This window comes from Myroides sp. C1519 (genome assembly GCF_038039755.1).
Lineage (GTDB): Bacteria > Bacteroidota > Bacteroidia > Flavobacteriales > Flavobacteriaceae > Flavobacterium > Flavobacterium phaeum_A.
The window spans coordinates 55509-78862 of the sequence record NZ_JBBPHM010000007.1 but is presented as its reverse complement, the minus strand read 5'-3'; the positions used below and the strand labels follow the sequence as shown (position 1 = coordinate 78862).

The following is a 23354-nucleotide window of genomic DNA, read 5'->3' as shown; positions in this document are numbered from 1 at the left end:
TCTTTTTTGCAGTAGTGTATCCTAAGTTACATTCTGTGTCATTTTTAATAGAGACCTTTGTACTATTATTAATTCTTTAAACAATAAGAAAATGAGTTGGATATTTGAGCCTTGGCCGTGGTATCTTGGTGGATTATTTATCGCAATCACCTTAATATTATTATTACTTCTTGGTAAATCTTTTGGTTTTTCATCAAACTTGCGAACTATGTGTTCGATGATGGGAGCTGGTAAATCGTGTGATTTCTTCTGCTTTAATTGGAAAGCACAAACGTGGAACTTACTTTTCTTAGTAGGTACAATTGCAGGAGGTTTTATTGCATATCACTTTTTAAGTGTTGACGCAGCTGCTATTCCTTTAGGAGAAAACACCATTCAAAAATTAAACGAATTAGGAATTGAGAGTGCTGGTAAAGCTTATGTACCAACAGAACTTTACAGCAACGAAACTTTCTCTTCTTTAAAGAATATTGGAATTTTAATCTTAGCTGGTTTCTTTGTAGGTTTTGGTTCTCGTTATGCTGGTGGTTGTACATCAGGACACGCTATTAGTGGATTGAGTAATCTACAATTACCTTCATTAATTGCTGTAATTGGTTTCTTCATTGGAGGTCTTATTATGGTTCATTTATTATTTCCATTCATCTTTTAAATTATATTCGAAATGAAAAAATTAGCTTATTTATTCGTAGGAATGATATTCGGAATTGGAATGTTTAAATCAGGAGCCGCTTCTTGGTTTAGAATTTATGAGATGTTCCAATTTGACAGTTTCCATATGTATGGTATTATGGGAACAGCATTAACAATTGCAGTTATAGCAACACAAATTATCAAAAAGAAAAACATTAAAGACTTCTCTGGTAACCCAATCATATTTACTCCAAAAGATATGAGTATTCCAAGGTACTTATTTGGTGGAATAATCTTTGGATTAGGATGGGCACTTGGAGGAGCTTGTCCAGGACCTATGTTTGCTAACTTTGGTGCAGGATTCTACTCAATTATCTTCGCTATTGTTGGTGCACTTCTTGGTACTTGGGTTTATGGATTAGTGAGAAAATACTTGCCTCATTAATCAACAATACTTAGCTTTTGAAATACTGCATACACAAAACATTACATAAATATTCACTTGCAGTAAGTGACAATTTATAGACATATTTCTGGTACTTCCTTCTTGAAAACAAGCATTTCTTTGGTTAAAAGTACCAGAACACTGTCGATATTGTCCAATTACACCACGCTCTTCTTTAGTCTTTTTTTATTCTATTTCAGTCATTAACATAGAATTACGGCTATCATTATTTCACATATTCTCTTTTAAGATTGTAATAAAATTGATAAGTTGCTTTAAATAAAGTAATTTTAAAACCCAAAACCATCTTATTCAATCTTTATGGAACATATTATCAAAACGAAATACCGCTACATCTTTGAAGAAGAATTGTTAGAAGAAATTATCAAAGTTTCAACTATCAAAGATTTTAAAGAAGGTGAAAGACTGATGGAAATTGGAGAGTACATAAAAAAAATACCTCTTCTATTAGCAGGTGCTATCAAGATAATTAGAGAAGATCAAAAAGAGGGAGAGATTGTCTTATACTACATTGAACAAGGAGACACCTGTGCAATGACATTAACTTGTTGTTTGGGTGAAACGAAAAGTCAAGTGCGTTCTATTGCAGAACGCGATGGTAGTGTTATATTAGTTCCTGTTGGAAAAATGGACGAATGGTTAGTGAAATACAAAAGTTGGAGAAACTTCGTACTTAATAGCTATAACAACAGAATGAATGAATTACTTTCTGCAGTAGATAGTTTAGCGTTTATGAATATGGAAGAACGCTTGTGCAAATTACTTCAAGATAAAGCTAAGGTTTACAATAGTAGATTTATAAACAACACACATCAAGAGTTGGCTGAAGAGCTTAACACATCGAGAGTAGTTATTTCTCGTATCTTAAAAACTCTTGAGAACAAAGGAATTATACAACTCAATCGAAAATATATTGAGTTACTTAAATCTCAGTAAAACACTATGGATTACACATCGTTAATAGGTTATTCTTTAGCCTTACTAATTGGTATTTCATTAGGACTTATAGGAAGTGGAGGATCAATACTTACTGTTCCTATTTTAGTTTATATAATGAAGATAGAACCATTTGTTGCAACTGCTTATTCCCTATTTATTGTAGGTTCAACCTCATTAGTAGGTGGTTTTAAAAACCTAATTGATAAAAAAGTTGACACAAAAGCTGTTGTCTTATTCGGTATTCCTTCTTTAATATCGGTTTATATTACAAGAGCATTTTTACTCCCCTTAGTTCCTGATATTATTTCTATTGGAAGTTTACAATTAGATAAAAACATTGCACTTATGGTGCTGTTTGCAATTGTAATGCTTACATCGGCGATCAAGATGATTCGACCTCGCAAAGATCAAATAGTTGAAGAAAGCAATCCTAACTTAGGAGGACTGGTAATACAAGGATTATTAATTGGATTATTAGCCGGTACAGTTGGTGCAGGAGGTGGTTTCCTTATTATTCCAGCTTTGGTATTATTCTCAAACTTACCAATGCGAAAAGCAGTAGGTACATCACTATGTATCGTTGCTATACAATCGCTAATCGGTTTCTTAGGAGATATAGGACACACAACGATGGATTGGGCATTATTACTAACTTTTAGTGCAATTTCAATCATCGGAATATTTATAGGGATATACTTAACTAAATTTGTCCCAGATAACAACTTAAAAAAAGGCTTTGGTTATTTTGTTTTAATTATGGCCATCTATATTTTAATAAAAGAAGTGTTTCTTTAGTTTGTAACTCTTGTTACTGTACAATTCAAAACATCTTCCTAATTTTACTTTATAATAACAACAGAAATACACTACGATATGAAAATAGAACAAATTTATACCGGCTGTCTTGCTCAAGGAGCATACTACATTGAAAGCGAAGGAGAAGTGGCAATTATTGACCCTCTGAGAGAAGTTCAACCTTATTTGGACAAAGCAACAAAAGATAATGCTACGATCAAGTATATTTTTGAAACTCACTTTCACGCTGACTTCGTAAGTGGACACGTAACTTTAGCTGAAAAAACTGGCGCTCCAATCGTTTATGGACCGAATGCTAACCCTTCATTTAAAGCACACATTGCTAAAGATGGAGAAGTTTTTAAACTTGGAAAAGTTACTATTACAACTTTACATACTCCTGGTCATACTATGGAGAGTACAACTTACTTATTAAAAGATGAAAATGGTAAAGACCACGCTATTTTTAGTGGAGATACGCTTTTCTTAGGAGATGTAGGTCGTCCTGATTTAGCACAAAAAGCAGCTAATTTAACACAAGAGCAATTAGCAGCTACTTTATACAATAGCTTACGTACGAAAATTATGCCGTTAGCAGATGACGTAATTGTTTACCCTGCACACGGAGCTGGTTCTGCTTGTGGTAAAAACTTAAGTAAAGAAACTGTAGGTACTCTTGGTGAACAAAAGCAAACAAACTATGCGTTACGTGCGGATATGACAGAAGCTGAATTCGTAAAAGAAGTTACTGATGGTCTTTTACCTCCTCCTGCTTACTTCCCTTTAAATGTGAAGTTGAACAAAGAAGGATACGAGAACGTTGAAACGATTATCACTAATAATAAAAAATTATCACCTAAAGATTTCCAAGCTTTAGCTGATGATTCTGGAGCATTAATTTTAGATGTTAGACCTGGTGCAGAGTTTGCAGCGGGACATATTCCTGGATCTATCTTTATTGGATTAGATGGGCAGTTTGCTCCTTGGGTTGGTGCTTTAATTACAGATATTAAACAACCTATCTTAATCGTTTGTCCAGAAGGAAGAGAAGAAGAAGCTATTATTAGACTTTCTCGTGTTGGTTATGACAATACATTAGGTTACTTAGAAGGTGGTTTTGCAAACTGGAAGAACGAAGGAATGGAATATGACACTGTTCAACAAGTTACTGCTGATGAGTTAGCTAATAAAGTTAAAAATGAAGATATCAACATCTTTGACGTTCGTAAAGTAGGAGAATATAATTCTGCTCATATCGACTATAAGAATGTTAACCACACACCATTAGATTACTTAAACGATCATTTAGCTGAATTCCCAACAGATGAAACTTTCTTTATCCACTGCGCTGGAGGATATAGATCACTTATTGCTTCATCTATCTTGAAAGCAAGAGGATTCCACAATATGATTGATGTAATCGGAGGTTTCGGAGCAATTAAAAATACAGGTATTGCTTTAAAAGAAAGCACTTGTACTGCTACTTGTCCAACAACAGGAAAATAATACAGAAATGAATAAATTTGAAGAACTAATCAATAGTGATCAGTTAGTCTTAGTGGACTTCTTTGCCACTTGGTGTGGTCCTTGTCAGATGCTTGCACCTGTCTTGGAAGAAGTAAAACAAACACTACAAGACAATATTACAATCATTAAGATTGACGTTGATAAAAACCAAGCATTAACAACACAATATAGTACACAGTATCAAATGAGAGGTGTACCTACTTTGATGTTGTTTAGAAAAGGTAAGTTATTATGGCGCCAATCCGGATATATGGATAAACAAACTTTACTTGCTAACATAGAGCAATACAAGAATAATTACTAATGAAAAAGGTCTCAATTGAGACCTTTTTTTATTTAACAACTAAAGTCATATCCTCCACTTCCTGCAAGATATAAATAGTGTTTTGCTTCTTTAGATAAATATACTTGTATTTCTTTTTGTTCATAATCTGCTGATGTATCAAATACAAAATCAAGCTTACCATCTCCATCTAAATCTCCAACAAAAAGCAATTCGACAAAAGTATCACTGAAAATAGGGATATTTAAAACCATCTGTTGCTGTGCCCCATCTACACTGATATACAATTTATAATCCTCAATCTCTCTAAATTCCTTCCCTTTTGGATCTGTATCATCCGTGTACATATAGGTGTTTTTTACTGTACCTTCCGCTTCTAAAGCATATGTATGTCCTTTATACTTGTATTCATATACTTCACCTGGTCATAATGGCTTCTTTTTAATAGGCAAAGAGACAATATCTCCCTTAGTAAGTAACTTATTAGGGGCACAGAAAAAAAGTGGCTCTTCTTCCTCAGGAGAGAATACCCCAATTTGATTTACTTCAGTACATTCATTCAAAATCGGATCTGTCAAATTATAATCCGCTTGTTTCACAATAAAATGTGTTTTATCAACCTTTCTAAACTCCAACCAATTTTCGTTAATCGCAGAGTAAGTATCTGTCGAATCATCATCATAATATGCGGGTAATAAAAGTGTCATTACCTCCTTTACCTCTTTACCATAAGCATCTGTAAATCGATGAACATCTTTTATTTCTTCTTGTTCAACACTATTTTCTTCTGTAAGTTCTTGTGTACCCTCTGACTCTGTTTCTGCAGTTTCTTTACAGCCGATTAGTATTAGCAACCCCAAGACAATTAATACTTTTTTCATCAGTTAATTTGTATTTAAGTGATTTTTGAGCAAAAAAAAACTATCGTTTTACTGATAGTTTTTTTTCATTATTTATATAACTAATTGTTAGTCATTCAATTTTAATACAGCCATAAAAGCTTCTTGTGGAATCTCAACGTTACCTACTTGACGCATACGTTTCTTACCTGCCTTTTGTTTTTCAAGTAATTTACGTTTACGTGAAATATCCCCTCCATAACATTTAGCTGTTACGTCTTTACGAAGTGCTTTTACTGTTTCACGAGCAATTACTTTCACTCCAATAGCCGCTTGAATAGGAATATCAAACTGTTGACGCGGGATAAGTTCTTTTAACTTCTCACACATCTTCTTACCAATGTAGTACGCATTATCTGCGTGCATTAAAGCAGATAAAGCATCTACTACGTTTGCGTTCAACATAACGTCAACTTTCACTAAGTTAGACGTACGCATTCCAATAGGAGAATAGTCAAATGAAGCATATCCTTTAGAAACTGTTTTTAATCTATCATAGAAGTCAAATACAATCTCTGCTAATGGCATATCAAACGTCAACTCTACACGGTCTTCCGTTAAATAAGTTTGGTTTGTAATAATACCACGTTTGTCAATACACAAACTCATTACTTGACCAACGAAGTCAGCTTTAGTAATAATTGTCGCTTTAATATATGGCTCTTCTACTCTTTCTAATTTAGAAGGTTCTGGTAAATCAGATGGGTTATTTACTACAATTGGTGTATCTGGTTCTTTCTTAGTATAAGCTAAGTAAGAAACGTTAGGTACAGTAGTAATAACAGTCATATTAAACTCACGCTCTAAACGCTCCTGAATAATCTCCATATGTAACATTCCTAAGAATCCACAACGGAAACCAAACCCTAAAGCAGCAGAACTTTCAGCAGCAAATACTAAAGAAGCATCATTCAATTGCAATTTCTCCATTGAGTTACGCAATTCTTCATAGTCCTCTGTATCTACTGGATAAATACCAGCGAATACCATTGGTTTAACGTTCTCAAACCCTTCAATCATATTTTGAGTTGGTTCTTTTGCATCTGTTAACGTATCCCCTACTTTAACTTCCTTAGCTTCCTTAATACCAGAAATTAAGTAACCTACGTCACCTGTTTTAATCTCTTGTTTAGGAACTTGGTTTAATTTAAGTGTACCAATCTCATCTGCAAAATACTCTTTCCCTGTAGCCATAAATTTAATCTTCTGACCTTTCTTAATAGTACCATTAACAACACGGAAGATAACTTCAATACCGCGGAATGGGTTATAAACAGAGTCAAAAACTAAAGCTTGTAATGGTTCTTCAGGATTACCTTTTGGAGCAGGAACTCTCTCGATAATTGCCTTTAAAATATCTTCTACTCCTAAACCTGTTTTACCAGATGCAGGAATAATTTCTTCATAATCACATCCTAATAAGTCAACGATATCATCACTCACCTCTTCTGGGTTAGCACTTGGTAAGTCAACTTTATTTAATACAGGAATAATAGTCAAATCATTCTCTAACGCTAAATACAAGTTAGAGATAGTTTGTGCTTGGATACTTTGTGCTGCATCTACAATCAACAAAGCCCCTTCACACGCAGCAATAGACCTAGAAACTTCATAAGAAAAGTCTACGTGCCCTGGAGTATCAATTAAATTTAAAATATATTTCTCGCCTTCATATTCATACTCCATTTGAATCGCATGAGATTTAATTGTAATCCCTCTTTCGCGTTCCAAATCCATACTATCTAAAAGCTGATTTTGTTGCTCACGTGCAGTTACCGTTTGTGTAGCATCCAATAAACGGTCTGCTAACGTACTCTTTCCGTGGTCAATGTGAGCAATAATACAAAAGTTTCTAATGTTCTTCATCTTCGTTATATCAAAGTTTTAATTAGATTATACGCCCATTAGAAGTATTGAAACAACTTTCAATAATCATATAATCAAGATTCTAAGACTTTTATTCTCTTCTGTTTAAAACAATATAAGCCTATATTTTGCAAATATACTTTAAAGTTTGAATTTTTAATCATTTTTTTCGTTATACCTAAAGTTATCAACACTTTTCATCCTTTACAGACCAAGTATTTTAACCACTAAGATTAAACTGCCAAATGCCCCGTTTTTATTAACACTTTTACTAACTTTATACTTTCTAAAAATTCGCGCAATGAAAACATTCTTATCCATCGCAACACTATCTTTTTTTACATTGATTAGTTGTGGTCAAAAAAAAGAAATTACAGAAGATTTTATTACACTGCCTAATCATCTACAAGAGGTTTCTGGTTTGCATTACGACGCAACTTCTAAAACATTTTGGACCGTTCAAGACAGTGGAAATAGCAATGAACTTTACCAAATAGATGCAACTGGAAGTATAGTGCATACCGTTAAAGTTAAAAACCAAAAAAATAAAGATTGGGAAGAACTTACAAGTGATTCTGAAGGAAACTTGTATATCGGTGATTTTGGAAATAACAAAAACACGAGAAAAGACCTGAAAATTATTAAAGTAGACAAAAATAACTTAGATAAAGAAGAAGTTGATGCTTCTGCTATTATCTCTTTTGAATATCCTGAGCAAAAACAATTTCCTCCCAAAGACACAGAGTTGATTTATGATGCGGAGGCATTCTTTTTATATAATGACAATTTTTACATCTTTACAAAAAACAGAAGTAAAGGCTTTGACGGTAGATCAAATGTTTATAAAATTCCCAATGTAGCAGGACATCACAAAGCTCAATTGGTACAAACATTCAAAGGGTGTAATGTTTATAAACACTGTGCTATTACAGGGGCTGCTATTAGTCCCGACCAAAAGACTTTTGTTTTATTATCACATTCTAAATTGTGGATTATTGACGGATTCAATCCTAACGCAATCTTAGATGGTAAAATATCTGAACACAAATTAAACCACGTTTCTCAAAAAGAATCTGTTTCTTTCGATGGAAACAATACTGTTTACATTGCTGATGAAGTTAAAAAGCAAACAGGTGGTAAAATCTATAAAGTGGATTTGGGTGCTTTAAAACCCAAACCCTAATCCAAACACAAAGCGACCTCCATCTACACTGTTGAAATAAGAGCAGTGTAGGGTTGCTTGTTCTATGGCATTTATCCAAAAACCTGCTCCATAAGCATTGTGCCATTTATTTGAACTTTCTAATGGAGTCCATACCCTTCCATAATCAAAACCAGCATAGAAACCGTAACTCATTGGTATAAATCCAGCGGTAAACTGACCTGCATTAAAACGAATATCTGTTGTTTGTACAAATGATGTCTTTCCTGTAAATCGCTCTGGTCTAAATCCTCTTAAATTTGCGTTACCACCAACTGTTGCTGCGTGATAAAAATCGTAATTGTCATTAAACCTTGTTTGATAATTGAAATTTGTAGCAAATACAAAACGCTCTCCTCTGTCTATAAAATGAATAAAGTTCATTCGCATATCTAAGTAAGCGAAGTTCTGTTTAGTATCTTCTAAATTCATACGCCATCCTGCTTTCGAATTGAAACCAAATCCAACTGTTGGATTAGCAGGATAGTTATACTGTTCATAATTATACTCTACATTAAACGAACCATATTGTTGAAAATCAAAAACTTTCTGATTGACAACTTCTGGTGAACTCGTAATGAATCGATTAGACTTGTTTTGTACTTTTAATGCGTCGTATCCAAGATTTACTTCAAAAGCGCCTCCTTGTTTTCCCTCATAACGGTATCCAGGAGCTATTGAATAACTTTCAACACGCACACGTTTGTAATCATCTCCTTTTTCTTTGTCAGAATAATATGTTTCGTTTCCAATACCATAGTAGTTTTTGGCAAAATTCGGACTCGTAGCTCTTGCCCCTAAAGTAAACATCCAATTATTTGTAGCATTCGGAAAATACCCTTTATATTCAGCTTCTAAGCCTTTTGTATTAAACGAATAGAAACCTTTTAATTCGTGTTTACTGGTAAATGGGTCTTGTAAAAACTTCATACGAGTTGAACTATACATAAAACCTAACTTAATACCATCTTCTGGATTAAAACCAATATTTGGCAATAACATATTGATGTTTACAGGAACTTTTTCATAGTTGAAATTATTCAAATCATATTTATTCGTACTGTATTTTCGAACAACACCATTCTTTTCAGCTATTTCATTTTTCTTATCTGCATAATCATAAACAATTGTTTTACGTGGGTTTTCAATCGCGTATGTATCTTGATTCTTACCTCCTATTAAACGCAATTTTATCTTTGCTTTTCCTTCTCCTCTCACTACATACTCATCTTCATCATTTAAGCCGTAAATCCAAATTTCTTTGGTTTGCTTTGCCGAATATACTTTTTCAAAATCAAGTTCTTTTCCTGATTTCTTATCGCGATATTGTGTCAGTTTTACATCGCCATTTGACAAGCGCTCTATGTCGAAAAAGTCTTTTTTATCCGTACCCGCTACAATAACATACTCTCTCAATTTAGCATAGTACTTTGGCAAATAGGCAACAATATTACTCTTTCTAACCTTCAATATTCTTTTGATTTCGTCAATCTCTTTGTCTTGTACTTCTTTAGGCAATTTAGCAAAGACCTCTTCGATGACTTCATCACTTAGTGTTGTCACAATATCTTTTGCCTCTGTAATCCAATCTTCTTCAGAAGTTGATTTTAATAAATACTGATCCAATGGAAAAGCCGTCTTATTCAACCAACGAGGATTAGCAAAATCTTCTTTATAACTTTGCATATGTCTCAAGGGAGGAAGCTTTTTTATCAATGATAACAAAGCACCATCTATCTTAGCAAAAGCTTGATCTCTATCTCGAGGTACAGGTTTATAAATTACCTTACCTTCTTCTTTAAACTCAGACCATCTCCACTGATCTCCGTGTCTATCCCAGTCCCCAATTAACATATCAAAAATACGTGCACGCAAAAATGCTTTTTGATCAATAGCATACTTTTCGTCTTTTCTCAAATTAGCAATCACATCTGTTGTGCTAATTATCTTTGTCGCATTTCCAAAACTATCCTCATCTTCAAAACCACTGGTAGGACGCTCTTCAATCATATACAACTCATCTCCGTAGTTTTCATTAAATCTTCCCAATGTTTTTTGTTTCGGAATATAATACAACTCCGGATTTGTATGAAACATACCTATTGCTTCAGAAAGGTCACTAATGATAAACGGAGTATAAGGATGTGATGTCGTATAAAAATCATAAATAAATCTTTCCGCCCAAGTATCTTGAAACGAATTCATCACATATTGATCTTTAAAAACAGCTGTTTGAACAAAACGAGAAACACTCTTACGCACCCCTCTCATTACGTATTCTTTTCCGTCTTTATCAACAACACGAAGCGACATAGATTGGTTACCACCTCCTGAAATAGTTGGCGTCAATCCCCCTTTAATCTTTGTTAGATCCGCTATTTCAACTTCAACAGGTCTGCTGTATATATCTCTATAGTGCTTTCCCCATAAAAAGCGATACCAAGCTGTTTTTTTTGTCCACTCTGCAGGATATACACTTGCTTTAGTTATTCCTTCTTTTACTTCATTATCTCCTTCATAAACATAAGAACTCGGTTCAAATATTTTATTCTTAGTAACTAACTGAACACCTTTTTCGTCAAAAACATAGAAATTCAACACTACACTGCGATCTTTCAAAACCTCAAGTGTCGTAAATCCAGCTTGTGCGATTGAAATATCATTCGGTAAAATAGCTCTTGAAGGTGTCGTTTCAGCCATACCTCCACTGATAACTTGTTTTACCCCATCTTGTGCTATGTATTGTAAATTTTGTTCATGTGCTGAAGCAATTACAACATTGTCATACATCTGCGCCATTGTTCTAATGCGCTTATTAAACTCATTGTAATTCTTACTTTGTAAATCTTGTGTATTAATGCCAGAAAGTGCTCTTGTATAGTTTATAACCGAACCAATAATTGGCAACGGTACATTGGAATTTAATGGGTAAATATGGTCTTTAAAAGAAAAATGACCACCATAATTTCCATTGCTGTAAACAGGGTGATGCATTGCCAACACCACTATTCTATTCTGATTTTTGTTAATCTCTCCTCTTAGTTCATCAAAAAAATCTTCTCTTGTCTTGATATCACAATCCTCATTAATATTGGGTTGCTTATCCCAATCTTGTAGATACCATTCGCTATCAACTGCAATTAATACAGTTTCATCATTGATTTTTAATCGCTCAAAACCACAAACTTTTCTCGGTAATACCGCTTTCTTATCTTCTAAATTTAATGCCATATAATCTGAAAAACGCTTAACTCCTTCATACCCTCTTGCCCATTCAGCGTTTCCATTTATAAAAACAGTATTCCCTTTAAAATCTTTTGCCAATCCCAATTGAGTGGCCAATGTTTCTTCTACTTTCCCTCTACTTTTCGCACCTTCTTTAGCCATTCCCCTATCGATACTATTACCCAAGAAAACTAACGTTGACTCTTTTTCACCTTTGCCTATAAAAGAAGATAATTTATCGAAGTGTTTTTTTCTCGACTTATTCTTGTCAAATCCCGTATTCCCTAACAAGTAATAAGTATGTGATATATCTGCTTTAGAAACAGCCTCCTCAGCAGCAATTATCTCTTTACTTTTCTTTCCATATTGTGTACCATACGTGGCACAAGAATTCAAAACAGTAAATGAAAATAGCGATGCTAAACCTATTTTTAAAGCATTTATAGATATGTGAGGAAATAATTTCATAATTTAGAGGTTATAAAGGTTTTGAATATGACAATTCTACAAAAGGTTGAAGAACATATCTTTCAGATACACAAAGATACACTATCACATCAATATACATACCACAACTTTAACCATACATTACGTGTTGTTAATGGTTTAGAAGAAATTCTAAAAACTGTTGACGTAACAAATAAAGAAGCTAATATTCTTCGTTACGCTGCGTGGTTTCACGATATTGGATATATCAACTCTTGGGAAGAACACGAAGAACGTGGTGCACAAATGGCGCAAACTTTCTTACTTGAAAATGGTGTTGATGTAGATGACGTACATATTGTTATGCAATTAATTAGGGCTACAAAATTGGACTATGTTCCTGAAAATGATCTTGAATGCATTTTAAAAGACGCTGATTTTGCTCACTTTTCAGATGATAATTATGTAGATGTAAGTGACTTGCTAAGAAAAGAAGTTGAACATTTTTGTAATAAAACCTTTACTGATTTAGAATGGTTAGAGCAAAATAGAGATATTATGCTTTATAAACACAGATATTATACTGTGTATGCCCAACAACAATGGCAACCTTATAAACAGAAAAACTTATTGGCTATTCTTGCCAAAATAGAAAAAATAGAAACCAGAAAGGCGCGTAAGAAAAAAGCAGAATCAAGTAGAACTATTGATACTTTGTTCAGAACGACCTTGAGAAATCACACTTCTTTAAGTGCTATAGCAGATAGAAAAGCGAATATATTGCTTTCTGTAAATGCTATTATTATCTCTATTTGTCTTTCTACTTTAATTCCAAAATTAGATAGTCCGAGCAATGCTCACTTGATTTACCCTACTTTTATTTTATTGTTTTTTAGCGTGGCTACGATTATTTTCGCCATACAATCTACAAGACCAAAAGTAACCTCTGGTACCTTTACAAAAGAAGAAGTTGACAACAACGAGGTTAATTTACTTTTCTTTGGTACATTTCACCAAATGCCTTTTGACGAGTATGAAGAGACTTTAATGACTATTTTAAAAAACAATAAGTACCTACACCACGCATTGACAAAAGACTTGTACAATTTAGGTGTAGTACTTGATAAAAAATATAAACTATTGCGCATTACTTATACCATCTTTACAGTTGGAATTATCGCATCTGTTTTAGCTTTTGTATTGGCTTTTAGAGGTATTGGCTTCTAAGGTAATCATGCATTAAATTATTGTAATCTAATTGTTCTATATCAAAGTCTAAATTAACATTTACTCTCAGACCAAGTAGGCCTGAAACACTTTGCATATCTTCAATTTCAAATTGCTCAATTTCGCCAAGCAGCACACCTATTTGTTGCCCATACGTTAGATATTGTCTGTATTCTTCTAAATCTTCTGTAGAGGCAAACGCAATTGTCAACTTTTGTGGTTGAACAATTCGCTCTTCTGTGCCTTTAATACACGCCTTGTCTAAACGCTTTTTAATTACTTCATAACGGGTATTATATGAGCCATCTATATCAAAGCGTTTTTCATCCATTCTAAACTGTATTCCCAAAGATGTATCGTACACAAAAATTAATACTGTAACATCCATTTTAATCATATCCTGAATATTATTGCGGTAGTGAACACACATCAATTCAGTCATTACTTGCAATTGCCACAAACGCAGGTTTTGTAAGTAAGTAAAATCAAAAGACATCGCCGGACATATAGACTCCCCAATATAAATGTTGTGTTCTATTCCGTCCGTTTTAAATCTTTCGTAATAATGTGGAAATACTTTTTGAACTATTTGTTGACGCTCGTCTAAGATATCTGAAAAACACTTATTCATACGACCTACTTGGTTGTCAAAAACCTTGCGTTGCTCGTAATAAATATCAAACTGAACGTCTATATGAGACAGGTATTCTTTTAATATTTCTTCATCAAAAAGATGCCCTTCTTTTCTTAAAAATGGGTGTATCTCTTCTTTAATATAGTTCTGAATCAACTGTTCTAAACCAGAATAAAAACGAGTTTCTAATTGACGTAAATAAGCATTTAAACGCAAACAGTGTTTCTCAAAAACAAGTGCCCCATTGCGACAAGCACTTTTATCAAACATATTAATTAAATAAGTCAATTGAGATTTCAAATCAGCAACAATTGCTTCATTTCTCAACTTGCTTGATCCTTTAATGTCTATTTCTCCAAACAAAGGAAATACTTTTGGAAATGATATTGGACTAATAATATAGTCTTTATCAATAACACTTTCTATATAGTTTCGTTTTGCTTCTTCAATAAACTTCCAATAAACACTTGGGTGAATCGTCGTAAACTCTCGCTGTATAATAGCTTCAACTTGGTTAAGCAAATCTGCTTTTACACGCTCAAAAGTTTCTGAAATAATAGGCATCATTGCTTCTAACTTCTGTGCGTTTACAGTGTGTAAATCGCGAGGTACTTCAGAGACAACCTCCAAGATACCCTCCAAACCACTTGATATAACCACAGGTCTAAACAAACAGCTCCTAACACCTTGTTTTCTCAGATGCAGACACATTTTCTCTTCCTGCTTATCTAACATCATTTCATCAATATCAGAGATACAGAAATACTTTTTTTCTGAAATAAGCTCCTCATAAGCCTTTTTAGATAAAACAATACCTGTGCTTTCATCATTCAATAAATGACTTTTCAATCCCATTATATCACGAGTTTCTTTCTGAACCAATGTCTCTAATTCAATCGGTGTATAACCAATTTTTAAATTAGGCACTCTAAAAATAGAACTGAATATTTGTCCTAATGTATCGCCAATAGGTGTTCGCTGTAATTGCGACTTTAAAAAGTTTTCTTTCAACAATGATAAAGCACTTTCAACCGTAACATCTACCAAACTAACAATACCAAAACCACGTATAATCCAACTTTCTTGAGGAAATTTCTCTTTCCACAAGTCTAAGTTGTCAAAATTATCTTGCAACAATTCTATATCTGCCTTTGTCAGCATAATAGCTTTATCAGTTGGAATTATTTCAACAAAATCAGCATTGTATAACACGCGATAGTGATGTATAATTCCTTTTGCATCTGGCAAGTCGATAAACAACGGTCGAGTCAAATCAAAATCAGCATTGAAATAATGATTCATAATAATACAGCAACAAGCAATATAATATTGATGCTGATCAAAATCACGAATTTCTATATCATAACTTATCCCACTCTCGGCAATTATTTTTTTAAAACGATTGGTGTAGTTAAACATCAATTGTTGAAAGGGCATAGAAACTGCTTTTATTTCATTGTCTTTTAAAGCTACTGGAAATAAAATCTCTAACAACTCTTGAATCAAAGCCTCATTATCTTGAAGAACTTCTGTAGCTGTTATGTTTGTACATAAATCAGGAACAACATTTATTCTCTCCAATAAATCTTTTAGATAAGTCTTTTTTATCTCATTCCTGTTCGGATCTACAATAAATTCATTCATCGCTTTTATCAATCGATGAAAAGAAAACTCAATGTTAAAAGGCGTAAATTCAAAAGTTGTTAATCGCATAATTATGGGGTTCTTTAGTGCCTTAAAGATAACAAATAACTACTTGTCGGGCTATAGATTAACTCAGTATAATGTAGAATTGACAAGTTTCTTACTTACAAAAATTTGAAAAACTAAAATTATTGTACTTTTGCATCAAATTTCGAAAACGAATATGATTAAAATTGGCAACATAGAACTTCCTGACCACGCGCTTCTTTTAGCTCCTATGGAAGACGTAAGTGATCCACCATTCCGTCGTTTGTGTAAAAAACACGGAGCAGATCTTATGTACTCAGAATTTATTTCTTCAGAAGGGTTGATTAGAGATGCGATGAAAAGTAAGATGAAGTTAGACATTTTTGATTACGAAAGACCTGTAGGTATTCAAATCTTCGGTGGAGATGAAGAAGCTATGGCAATGTCTGCTCGTATTGTAGAAACAGTTCAACCAGACTTAGTTGACATCAACTTTGGTTGTCCTGTAAAAAAAGTAGTATCTAAAGGTGCTGGTGCTGGTGTTTTAAAAGACATTGATTTGATGGTACGCTTAACAAAAGCAGTTATCAACAGTACTAATTTACCTGTTACGGTTAAAACTCGTTTAGGATGGGATGATGATTCTATCAACATTGACGAAGTAGCTGAAAGATTACAAGACATCGGAGTACAAGCTTTAACTATTCACGCGCGTACTCGTGCACAAATGTATAAAGGGCATTCTGACTGGACACATATTGAACGCATTAAAAACAATCCACGTATTACAATGCCTATTTTTGGTAATGGTGATATTGATAGTCCACAAAAAGCATTAGAGTACAAAGAGAAATTCGGTTTAGATGGTATGATGATTGGTCGTGCAGCTATTGGATATCCTTGGATTTTTGATGAAATCAAACACTATTTTAAAACAGGTGAATTACTTCCTCCTCCAACAATAAAAGATCGTTTAGAGGCTGCTAAAAACCACTTAATATGGTCTATGGAATGGAAAGGTGAGCGTGTTGGTATCGTTGAAATGAGACGTCATTACACTAACTATTTCAAAGGTATTCACGGTTTTAAACCACATCGTTTAAAATTAGTTACAACTGATGATCCTATTGAATTATTAAGTTTATTTGATCGCATTGCGGAAGAATACAAAGATTACGTTATAGAATAAAAAAAGCTCCAATTAAGGAGCTTTTTTCTTCTCTAAAAACATCGCTTTATCAAGCAACTAAATTTCCGTTTTTGAACAATTCAAACCATTGTTCTATATATTGTTTTTCAAATAGCAATTGCAACATAATTTCTCTTGTAAATTCAACAGCTCCAATTCCGCTTGCAGTAATAATTAAATCATCACTTGCTGCTAAACTGTTTAAATACAACTTATCACCTGTATAAGCTGGCGCTAAAGCTTTCAGATAAGAAACATCATTGCTTGTATGGAAACGATTATCAAGAACACCTTTTTTACCTAAATAAGCAGTTGCCCCACATATTCCTGCAATCATCATACCTTGCGCCAAAGCATAATTAATAACAGCATCTATTCTAATATCTGTAGGTAATTGGGTTTCCCACAACTTACCGCCAGGTAAGATAAACATTGTTGCGTTAGCTAAGTTTATTTCTTCAACAGAAACATCCGGTAAAACTCGCAGTCCTCCACTTGACATTACTGCCCTTCCTTTGTCAGAAACAGTGATGAGTCTATAGTGTGCATTTTTTCGAATTTCAGGCATAATATAAGAAACCTCCCAATCCGAGTAACCATCAAATAAGTAAATGTAGATATTCTTACGTTCCATCTTTTTTTATTTCAAAACTACTATAATTTATAACATACAATAAAAATTCATTGCGAAGAGTTTTAGCAACTTTCTCTATAACACATTTCAACCTACTTATAATCAACCTTAAAACACTCCTTTTCCAATAGCCTTAAATTAGTAACCAAGCCACAGCTTTAAAGGCATAGACAATAAAAAAGCCCTTTCAAAACTGAAAGGGCTCTTCGTATTATTTTGTATTATCTGAGATAATGTGTAAATCTGTTTGTGGAAATGGAATTTCGATATTTGCTTCATCCAACGCAACTTTTACTAATTGTTGAATTTCAAATACTGTATTCCAGTAATCCTCTTTTGCCATCCAAGCACGAACGTTTAAGTTAACTGAACTATCCGCTAATCCATTTACAAAAACAATTGGTTTTGGATCTTTTTGAATAGACTCATGCTTATCTAAAGCAGCTAAAATAACCTCTCTTGCTTCTTTAATATTAGCACTGTAAGAAATACCAACTACAAAGTCATAACGTCTTGCAGTAATCTCACTATAATTTGTAATCACTGAGTTTGCTAATGTACCATTTGGACTAAAAACTTTTAATCCAGCAGCAGTAGTTAACGTAGTATATAATAAATCTATACGCTCTACAGTTCCTTCAGTACTACCCGTGTTTGAAATATAATCACCTACTTTAAACGGCTTAAACATTAAGATTAAAACTCCACCTGCAAAGTTTGATAAACTTCCTTGTAAAGCCAAACCAATCGTTAAACCAGCGGCACCAAATATGGCAGTAAAACTCATCGACTTAAAGCCCATAATACCCGATACCACAACAAATAGAACGATATAAAGCATGAAACGAATCATACTAAGCAAGAACCCTCTTAATGATTTATCAAGGTCTCTCTTCTCAAATCTTCTTCCTATAATACCTACAACACCTTTAATAACATAGATACCTATTATAATTACCAATATACCTACAGCATATCTCGGTAAGGCTAATAATATCTGTTCTAAAAAGTTTTCTAAACTCAATACAATCTTCTCCATAGCAATTTTTTATCTGTTATATTTTTAATTTTTTAGCGATTCCTTTTGGAAGTCCATCTTTGTGAATCATAATATCAGTAGTTTTATACTTAACGTATTCTTTACTCATATACATATATCCTTTGTAGTCATTTGAAATTCCCCAAGAGTTTTTAATAACATAATACTCTCTTCCGTTTTGATCTTTTGCAATTCCTACAATATGCATACCATGATCATCCGTAGTTGTATAATTATCAAAAGCTTCTTGACGCATTTCTGGCGTTACTTTACGTTCTGGTTTTGGTCCGTTAAACATTTCTTGTCTTTCTTCCAAAGTCATATCTTCATATTCCTTCTCAGGTACAAAAGCTACACCATTTTTCCAGCTAAAGTATTTTTCGCTAACATCTCCTGCCCAAGCTACTGTAAAACCATTGTTTACTGCGTGGTCAACAATCTCTGTTAATTCATCCATTTTAACGTTGTATGCTTGATTAAAAGCCCAGTTATCAGGAACTAATAAAACAAACTTATCATATAATGGGTAATTTAAGTCTGAACCAATTTCAACATAATCATCAGCATTTACACCAATAACTTCTTTAGCAAAAGATTGAGGAGTATATTCTTTTCCTTCCCATTTGAATTTTTTAGGAGCTTCTCCTAAATAAGCATCAATTACAGCTGCATAAGCTTTCTCCCAGTTTGGAGTTAACTTTCCGTTTGGATTAGAAACTATAGCTTTTAATACTCCTTCTTGTATTGCAGCCATTTCTCCAAACTTATTTTTATCTGTTCCGTAATTTAATCCTGTGTAAACAGATTGAGGAACAGCTCCGTACATTTTGTACATATTCATTACATCGTGAAATGCTCCACCATCACCTAAAGTAACAGCTCCGTGCATACGCACATACATTTTTCCTTTCTCAACATAAGCATTACGAGCAGAGAAAATTTGTGAAATCTCAACTGGTTTTCTTCCCATTCTCATCATTTCTGATTCGATAAAAGAGTTTGCTGAATAACTCCAACAAGTTCCTGATGAACCTTGATTTTTTACTGAAGTTGCTTCAATATCAACTACATCTGTAAATTGATATAATTCCTTACTCTTTTCACTTGCATTTAATCTTAGTGAGTTTACTAAGTTATCTTGTCCAAATGAAGTTACAGAGTAACCAGCTGATAACATAAGCGCTAATGCCCATGCTTTTAATTGATTTTTATACATATTGTTAGGTTGTTAGATTTGTAAAGATAAAAAAAGCTTTAGGTTTATTCCAAATTGTTTCAAACAAACATACATTTTCAACATTAAAAACGGAGTTAAAGTATAAAATAAATTAGTTTTTGCACAAAAAAAATGTTTTTACCTCTCTTTACCTTCCCCTTGCTAACATTAAAATCTCAAAAAAAGTGTACAGCTATAGCAAGGCGAGACAGAGTTCTCCAGTAGCACCATAAAAACTATGGAAATCGTATGGAAACACAATAGGATTACCTCGTTTTCATTATAGTACATCTAAAAGTAATCTTAAACAAGTAAACAACAAAAAAGCCTAAGAGACAATCTCTTAGGCTTTAACAAAAGTACAATTAAGTTAAAATAACTTGCCTCTCAAGCTTTTCAACTCCTTATATTATTTTATTTCTTTGAAATAGAATTTTACAGTTCCTTTATCCTTATCTTCTGCTATAACCTCAAAAGACTCTCTTGTTTCCCTATTCCAATCGTTATAAGTATATTTATCAACTGTTTCAAAAATAGCAGTTACAGGATACCCCTCTTTGTCATATTCATATGTAACAGTAGCACTAAATGATTCCTTTTCATCATAAATATGGTTTATTCCAGTAATATTATTCACAGGTAATAACTTATTTGCCTCATTAATTCCACTTAAAGCAGCACCAACTGGAGAACCAAAATCAATCTGTGTTTTCTTAGATAAATCAATTGCCCCTGTCGTATTTAGAGTATGGAACGCAAAAAATGGTTTTGCATCATAAGATATTTTTGTTTGAATTTCTCCTTCAATTTCTTTTTCATCTTCATCAAATGAGTAAAACGTAAGATCAACAGGATTACCTTTGTGAATTTGATTCACTTTTCCATATTTAGCCCCATCAAGCTTTTTTCCTGTGATTTCAGACAAAAAGAAAGTATCCTCAATATTAGAAATACTCTCAATTCCTCCTTTATTATACTTTATCTCACCTACTACCTCATTTCTATCAGTAACAATTTTAACTAACTTTCCATTTTCATACTCATAAGTAATTGTACTATTTGATGTCTCTACCTCTCCATCATGCCAAGTTGTAGTTGAACTAACCTCAATCTTGTCAAGAACTCTAATCACTTTATGAGGTGCTGTAATTCCACCTACTGTAGTTCCATTTTCATTTGAACTATTGTCATCTGAGCTACAACTCACTAATAATCCTCCAATTACTACTAAACTTAATAAAATCTTTTTCATATCTTAAATTTATATTTTTAACAAAATTAGCCAAAACATATCTTAAAAAAATTAACTAAAATACGTTTTACAAAACATTCAATTTCTCTTTCATTAAATTACAGAAACAAAAAAGGCTGTCTATAGAAGACAGCCTTTTTCGTAAATTATACTATGTTATATTACAAAGTTTCTTTTAACCAACGGAAAAATTCACCTTGCCATACTTGCGCATTTTGTGGTTTTACAACCCAGTGATTTTCTTCTGGTAAGTATAAAAATCTACTTTTTATTCCTCTTAATTGTGCAGCTTGGAAAGCTTCTTGACCTTGTCCGATTGGTACACGGTAATCTTTTCCTCCTTGGATAACTAAGATTGGAGTATTCCATTTATCAACATTGTTGATTGGGTTAAAGTTTGCATATGCATTTTGTGCATCCTTGTTATCTTTCTCCCAGTATGCTCCTCCTGTATCAAAATTAGGGAAGAACACCTCTTCTGTAGTTCCGTACATACTTACTAAGTCAAATACTCCACAGTGAGAAATAAACGATTTAAAACGATTTTCGTGGATTCCTGCTAAGTAGAATACTGAATATCCTCCGTAGCTCGCTCCTACTGCTCCTAATCTGTTTTTATCAACATATTTTTCTTGTGCTACATCATCAATAGCTGCTAAGTAATCTTGCATTGGTTTACCTGCCCAATCTTTACTGATTGCTTCATTCCATTCTACTCCGTGTCCTGGCATACCTCTTCTGTTTGGAGCAACGATAATATATCCTTCTGCCGCCATTAATTGGAAGTTCCAACGGAATGAATAGAATTGTGATAAAGCAGATTGTGGTCCTCCTTGACAGTATAATAAAGTTGGATATTCTTTATTAGGGTCAAAGTTTGGTGGATATACAACCCAAGTTACCATATCTTTTCCGTCAACTGTTTTTACAATTCGCTTCTCACTTTTACTCATTGCAATTTTTGAATAAGCTTCGTCATTTACTTTTGTAATTTGAGTCCACTCATTTTTCTTCATATCGAAAGAGAAAACTTCTGCTGCGTGATTGAAGTCTGTACGCGTTACAATTGCTTTATCACCAATCACGTCAACAATTCCTGTTACGTCAAACATTCCGTCTGTGATTTGGTGAACTACTGGAGCAATACGCTTTCTTCCTGGGAAGTTAATTTCAAATAACTGAATTGTTCCACCTACAGCAGCAGTAAAATAAACTTTGTTACCATCTTTACTCCATTGGTAACCTGCAACTGTACCATCCCAATTAGCAGTAAGGTTTAAATCTCTACCATCGTAACGAACGATTAAATCATTTTTATCAGCCTCAAAACCGTCGCGTTTCATTTGCAACCAAGTTAAGTGCCCTTGTGGAGAGAAAGTAGGATTAGTATCGTATCCTAAATTCGACTCAGTTAAGTTCTTCGTTTTCTTTGTTTCTAAATTGTACTCATACAAATCAGTATTTGTACTTGTAGCGTATTCTGTTCCGAATTTCTTTTTAGAAACGTAAACAATACTCTTTCCATCTGGTGTCCAAGTATAATCCTCATCACCTCCAAATGGCTTTTGTGGAGCATCATACGGTTCATTAACCATAATGTCAATCGCACCTTTTTCATCTTCTACTGAACTGTAAAAAACGTGATTATGTGTTCCATCATTCCAAGTATCCCAATGTCTGTAATCTAAACCATCAAACACATAAGCATCCGATTTTTCCATTGTTGGGTATAAATCTTTTCCAAGAACTTTTCCAACTTTTACTGCTTTGTCAGATAAAATCATTTTTCCATCAGGAGAAATGTTCTTGTCAACTAATAACGATTTAAAATCTGTTACTTCAACAGGATTACCACCTGTTAAAGGTATTTGATAAGTCTTTGAATCAAACTTATCTTCCTCCATATTAGCGTGCCCTACTTTGTAAATAAGGTTTTTACCATCTTTAGTAACACCAATCGGAGTTACTCTCCCCAGCTTCCAAAGCAATTCTTTGGTCATAACTTCCTGAGAAAATGAAGATAAACTTGCTAAGCTCAAGGCAAATAAGAATATTTTTTTCATAATTAGGGTTTTATAAAGTGTGTAAATATAAACTTTCTTTCGATTTGAGCCGAAAGATAAAGAATTCTATCACAACGTCCTTAGAATTCGATAGAAACAAAATTGTTGAAAACTCAAACCTTTTTCACATCGATTTAAATAGTTATAAAAATCGAATAATCACTTATAA

At 33.4% G+C, this 23354-nt stretch carries 19 protein-coding genes; 9 read left to right on the top strand and 10 right to left on the bottom strand.

What is annotated here, in order from left to right; all coding sequences use genetic code 11:
* The first annotated feature begins 91 nt into the window (after nt 1-91).
* From AABL81_RS05925 to trxA, 6 genes are all read left to right on the top strand, one after another.
* Complete coding sequence (locus AABL81_RS05925) at nt 92-652, top strand: YeeE/YedE family protein (RefSeq protein ID WP_158209961.1); 561 nt, start codon at nt 92-94, stop codon at nt 650-652.
* 12 nt (nt 653-664) lie between these two features.
* On the top strand, nt 665-1078 hold the full coding sequence (locus AABL81_RS05920; RefSeq protein WP_158209960.1) for a DUF6691 family protein: 414 nt from the start codon (nt 665-667) through the stop codon (nt 1076-1078).
* A gap of 321 nt (nt 1079-1399) precedes the next feature.
* Nucleotides 1400-2035, top strand: a complete 636-nt coding sequence (locus tag AABL81_RS05915; RefSeq protein WP_158209959.1) for a Crp/Fnr family transcriptional regulator — start codon at nt 1400-1402, stop codon at nt 2033-2035.
* A 6-nt stretch (nt 2036-2041) separates the two neighbouring features.
* Complete coding sequence (locus AABL81_RS05910) at nt 2042-2833, top strand: sulfite exporter TauE/SafE family protein (protein WP_341340562.1); 792 nt, start codon at nt 2042-2044, stop codon at nt 2831-2833.
* Nucleotides 2834-2911: 78 nt separating this feature from the next.
* Nucleotides 2912-4339, top strand: a complete 1428-nt coding sequence (locus AABL81_RS05905) for an MBL fold metallo-hydrolase (protein WP_341340561.1) — start codon at nt 2912-2914, stop codon at nt 4337-4339.
* A 7-nt stretch (nt 4340-4346) separates the two neighbouring features.
* Nucleotides 4347-4664 (top strand): thioredoxin, encoded by a 318-nt coding sequence (gene trxA, locus AABL81_RS05900; RefSeq protein WP_090409899.1) that lies wholly within the window; start codon nt 4347-4349, stop codon nt 4662-4664.
* A 32-nt stretch (nt 4665-4696) separates the two neighbouring features.
* Here the strand turns inward: trxA and AABL81_RS05895 are convergent, their stop codons facing one another.
* The 3 genes from AABL81_RS05895 to lepA all read right to left on the bottom strand — a co-directional run bounded on the left by AABL81_RS05895 (nt 4697) and on the right by lepA (nt 7408).
* The gene (locus AABL81_RS05895; protein ID WP_341340560.1) at nt 4697-4990 is read right to left on the bottom strand and encodes a hypothetical protein; all 294 of its coding nucleotides are present in this window, start codon (nt 4988-4990) and stop codon (nt 4697-4699) included.
* A 78-nt stretch (nt 4991-5068) separates the two neighbouring features.
* Nucleotides 5069-5524, bottom strand: a complete 456-nt coding sequence (locus tag AABL81_RS05890) for a hypothetical protein (protein WP_341340559.1) — start codon at nt 5522-5524, stop codon at nt 5069-5071.
* A gap of 87 nt (nt 5525-5611) precedes the next feature.
* Nucleotides 5612-7408 (bottom strand): translation elongation factor 4, encoded by a 1797-nt coding sequence (gene lepA / locus AABL81_RS05885; RefSeq protein WP_158209955.1) that lies wholly within the window; start codon nt 7406-7408, stop codon nt 5612-5614.
* 301 nt (nt 7409-7709) lie between these two features.
* On the opposite strand from lepA, the gene AABL81_RS05880 reads away from it, so the two are divergent.
* On the top strand, nt 7710-8591 hold the full coding sequence (locus AABL81_RS05880) for an SdiA-regulated domain-containing protein (RefSeq protein WP_158209954.1): 882 nt from the start codon (nt 7710-7712) through the stop codon (nt 8589-8591).
* Here the strand turns inward: AABL81_RS05880 and AABL81_RS05875 are convergent.
* On the bottom strand, nt 8574-12302 hold the full coding sequence (locus tag AABL81_RS05875; RefSeq protein ID WP_341340558.1) for a metallophosphoesterase: 3729 nt from the start codon (nt 12300-12302) through the stop codon (nt 8574-8576). The genes AABL81_RS05880 and AABL81_RS05875 overlap by 18 nt on opposite strands.
* Nucleotides 12303-12329: 27 nt before the next feature.
* Between AABL81_RS05875 and AABL81_RS05870 the strand changes: the two genes are divergently transcribed.
* Nucleotides 12330-13487 (top strand): Pycsar system effector family protein, encoded by a 1158-nt coding sequence (locus AABL81_RS05870; RefSeq protein WP_158209952.1) that lies wholly within the window; start codon nt 12330-12332, stop codon nt 13485-13487.
* Here the strand turns inward: AABL81_RS05870 and AABL81_RS05865 are convergent.
* Nucleotides 13468-15834 (bottom strand): hypothetical protein, encoded by a 2367-nt coding sequence (locus AABL81_RS05865; protein WP_341340557.1) that lies wholly within the window; start codon nt 15832-15834, stop codon nt 13468-13470. The two genes, AABL81_RS05870 and AABL81_RS05865, sit on opposite strands and share 20 nt — an antisense overlap.
* A 154-nt stretch (nt 15835-15988) precedes the next feature.
* On the opposite strand from AABL81_RS05865, the gene dusB reads away from it, so the two are divergent.
* Complete coding sequence (gene dusB, locus AABL81_RS05860) at nt 15989-16981, top strand: tRNA dihydrouridine synthase DusB (protein ID WP_158209950.1); 993 nt, start codon at nt 15989-15991, stop codon at nt 16979-16981.
* Between the two features lie 49 nt (nt 16982-17030).
* Here dusB and AABL81_RS05855 read toward each other — a convergent pair whose 3' ends face one another.
* From AABL81_RS05855 to AABL81_RS05835, 5 genes are all read right to left on the bottom strand, one after another.
* A complete protein-coding gene (locus AABL81_RS05855; RefSeq protein ID WP_158209949.1) occupies nt 17031-17615 on the bottom strand; it encodes a DJ-1/PfpI family protein in 585 nt (194 codons plus the stop codon).
* 211 nt (nt 17616-17826) lie between these two features.
* Nucleotides 17827-18654 (bottom strand): mechanosensitive ion channel family protein, encoded by an 828-nt coding sequence (locus tag AABL81_RS05850; RefSeq protein ID WP_158209948.1) that lies wholly within the window; start codon nt 18652-18654, stop codon nt 17827-17829.
* Nucleotides 18655-18670: 16 nt separating this feature from the next.
* Entirely contained in the window at nt 18671-19870 is a 1200-nt protein-coding gene (locus AABL81_RS05845) for an aminopeptidase C (protein WP_158209947.1), read from the bottom strand.
* A 409-nt stretch (nt 19871-20279) separates the two neighbouring features.
* Nucleotides 20280-21122 carry a hypothetical protein gene (locus AABL81_RS05840; protein WP_341340556.1) on the bottom strand — a complete coding sequence of 281 codons (843 nt, stop codon included), beginning with the start codon at nt 21120-21122 and terminating at the stop codon, nt 20280-20282.
* Between the two features lie 161 nt (nt 21123-21283).
* Nucleotides 21284-23185 carry a S9 family peptidase gene (locus tag AABL81_RS05835; RefSeq protein ID WP_341340555.1) on the bottom strand — a complete coding sequence of 634 codons (1902 nt, stop codon included), beginning with the start codon at nt 23183-23185 and terminating at the stop codon, nt 21284-21286.
* Nucleotides 23186-23354: the final 169 nt, after the last annotated feature.